5 protein-coding genes are annotated in these 2888 nt (G+C 32.5%); all 5 read left to right on the top strand.

The window, feature by feature from the left end; all coding sequences use genetic code 11:
- Nucleotides 1–212 (top strand): hypothetical protein (locus EA412_00185; protein TVR84747.1); only part of this gene is annotated, 212 nt, incomplete at its 5' end.
- A 349-nt stretch (nucleotides 213–561) separates the two neighbouring features.
- A complete protein-coding gene (locus tag EA412_00180) occupies nucleotides 562–777 on the top strand; it encodes a transcriptional regulator (protein TVR84746.1) in 216 nt (71 codons plus the stop codon).
- Nucleotides 758–1093, top strand: coding sequence for a phosphatidylinositol kinase (locus EA412_00175; protein ID TVR84745.1), 336 nt, complete (start codon nucleotides 758–760; stop codon nucleotides 1091–1093). The genes EA412_00180 and EA412_00175 overlap by 20 nt, the downstream gene beginning before the upstream one ends.
- Nucleotides 1094–1208: 115 nt before the next feature.
- On the top strand, nucleotides 1209–2030 hold the full coding sequence (locus EA412_00170; GenBank protein ID TVR84748.1) for a type II toxin-antitoxin system HipA family toxin: 822 nt from the start codon (nucleotides 1209–1211) through the stop codon (nucleotides 2028–2030).
- A 340-nt stretch (nucleotides 2031–2370) separates the two neighbouring features.
- A partial coding sequence (locus tag EA412_00165; protein TVR84744.1) for a transposase occupies nucleotides 2371–2888 on the top strand: 518 nt, incomplete at its 3' end.

The following is a 2888-nucleotide window of genomic DNA, read 5'->3' as shown; positions in this document are numbered from 1 at the left end:
TAAAATGGTTACCTGACTCTGAAAGTCCGACAGGATATACTCGTTCTACTCAATTCGATTGGGGTAACTTCATTAGCTACTTGAATAAAGCTAATTTAATAATGAGAGAAATTAATGACGATGATACTATTCTAAAACAATACAGTAAAGTTTGGAACAAGTTTCATGATATAAAAAAACAAACCTACCAAGAAATTAGTCAATTAAAATAATTAAATCCCCACTCTGCCGCATACCTACTTACGTAAGATGATATTCCCCAACTCTGTCACATAATACGCATGTAATACAACATTGTAAAATAAGAGTAGTATTAGCAAACGTTCCAATCTTACTCATTCTATTACTATCAAAGATTATTTACCGTCAAGTTTCCCGCCGTGGTTGCGTGTTATCATCAACCACAAATCTTTTATTTTCCTTAAAATCCGGCATGAGTTGAAAGCTTATCGATGTGATTTTATATCTAATTGCATATAATATTTACTAATTTAGCTAAATTATACGTTATTACATATAATTCAATTGTTTTTATTACTTTTGTATGTAAATGCATATAAGATGAATGAGTTGTCAAACTTTGTAAAGACTAGACGGAAGCAATTGAACCTGACCCAGGAAGAGTTTGCAGAAAAGGCCGGTGTCGCTCTTACTGTTATTCGAAAGATAGAACAAGGTAAAGAAAACCTCAGTTTGTCAAAGGTTAATCATGTATTGCAAATGTTTGGTCACATTTTAGGTCCGGTAAATGCAAAAGATGCGACAAGGAATAGTTAAATACAATAATATAAAAGCAGGTATCTTAACTGAGGATGATAATGGAGAGTACCTTTTTGTATATGATGAAAAATATATAGAAACTTACCCTAATCAATTTATCACCTTTAATATGCCTGTGTCTTCAAGACCTTATAGAAGTAAAAGGTTATTTCCTTTTTTTGATGGATTAATTCCCGAAGGATGGCTGTTGAATATTGCTACTAAAAGCTGGAAAATTAACAAAAATGACCGCATGGGCCTTCTTCTTGCATGTTGTCAAAATGCCATTGGTGCTGTTAGTGTTCATCCTCTAAATGCTGAAATCAATGTATAAATGTTTGTATTGTTATAAAGAGTTGGAAGAAAATCAAATTGATTATCACCCTAAGTGTTCAAAGGAGTTTTTCGGAACTAAAGAAGCTCCTGTTTTGCCCTATCGCTTATCTGAAATGGAAAAATTGGCTAAAAAAGCGGTTGAATTATCTATATCAGTGCCGGGAGTTCAGCCTAAATTATCTTTAGGATGGTTAAAAAATGAATTAGGAAATGGACATCGGGGAAGATTAACCATTTTGGATGCTTTAGAGGGGCATTTTATTTTAAAACCACAAAATGCCGCTTACCCTCAAATGCCGGAAAATGAGCATCTTTCTATGAAGTTAGCCTCATTGTTTAAAATAGAAATCGTACCTGTAAGCATGATTCGCTTGGAATCCGGTGAATTGTGTTTTATAAGCAAAAGAATTGATCGAAATCCGGATGGCTCTAAAAATCACATGATTGATTTTCTTCAAATTCTTGAGTTGTCAGATAAATATATGGGTACCATGGAAACTTTAGGAAAAACCATTGGTGAATTATCTGAAAATACCCTTTTGGATAAGTTGCGCTTTTTTGAATCTACTGTTTTTAATTTTGTTATCGGAAACAACGATATGCACCTGAAAAATTACTCGATGTACTTATCAAATATAGGTTGGGAGCTTTCTCCTTTTTATGATTTGTTAAACGTGAAACTAATACTCCCGAAGGATAAAGAGGATTTAGCCTTGATGTTAGGTGGCAAAAAGAAAAACTTTAAAAGAGAATATTTCGATCGTTTAGGTGTAGTTTTAAAATTGAATGAGAAACAAATAAACATTGTATATAAAAGACTTGTGAAGTGGCTACCTAAAGCTATTCAATTAATTGAGGATTCTTTTTTAGAAGCAGAAAGAAAAAAAGGCTTTGAAAAACTGATTTCAGAACGTGTAAAGCTATTTACATCTTGAGATATATTTAGTTTTTTATATATTGCAGGGATATTTAGCTATTTAAGGTGGTCGTGATAACACCAACCACGGCGGGAAATGTCTTAACCTTGATTTTAAAAGATTTTTTGATTACTTGATTATGATGTAAGAGTACTTAATCCGTTTTTTAAGTTAAAAGTCAAATATACACTTCAGGTTTAAGTGGGAAAGGGAGGTTTGGTTTATTAAGAAGTTTATTTGGTTAGTTAAACGCACTCACTTCATTCTGAATATAGATAGCGCTGCTTTTTAGCCGTGGTTGCGTGTTATCACCAACCACAAACCTTTTATTGTCTGCTAAATTTTTTATATTTATCGAATGATATTTGCATTTTCAAGTTCAATTGTAATTCCTGCTGATAATCCGGTATATTTTTTCACGGCAACAGTTTTATATTGGAAGCATCTCTTAAAGCCTGATAAGTACAAAAAAATTATATTATCAAGTATGGAGTTTATGACTCAAAAAAAGAGAATGTTGATTAGTGGTTTTGTGATAATGCCGAATCATATTCATATGATTTGTTCAGTGTGTGAAGGGCATAAGCTGAAAGATATTCAACGGGACATGCTAAAATTTACTTCACAACAAATTAAGTTTGATTTGGTAGAAAATCATCCTGAGGTCTTAAAAGAATTCATAAGTACACAGAATGACAGGAAGTTTCAGATTTGGGAAAGACGGCCATTAGCAGTACCATTATACACTTATGAAGTGATAGAGCAAAAATTAGAGTATATACATCGCAACCCAATTCATAAAAAGTGGAATCTGGCAGAAAATGAAGAAGATTACTATTATTCAAGTGCATCATATTATTTAAGTGGAAAAGACCG

This window comes from Chitinophagaceae bacterium (assembly GCA_007695095.1).
Classification (GTDB): domain Bacteria; phylum Bacteroidota; class Bacteroidia; order Chitinophagales; family REEL01; genus REEL01.
This window is presented reverse-complemented; position numbering and strand designations above follow the sequence as displayed.

Coding starts and splice junctions, on each gene's coding strand:
- EA412_00175 (TVR84745.1), top strand. CDS start 758: ATGCGACAAGGAATAGTTAAATACAATAATATAAAAGCAGGTATCTTA.
- EA412_00170 (TVR84748.1), top strand. CDS start 1,209: ATGGAAAAATTGGCTAAAAAAGCGGTTGAATTATCTATATCAGTGCCG.
- EA412_00180 (TVR84746.1), top strand. CDS start 562: ATGAATGAGTTGTCAAACTTTGTAAAGACTAGACGGAAGCAATTGAAC.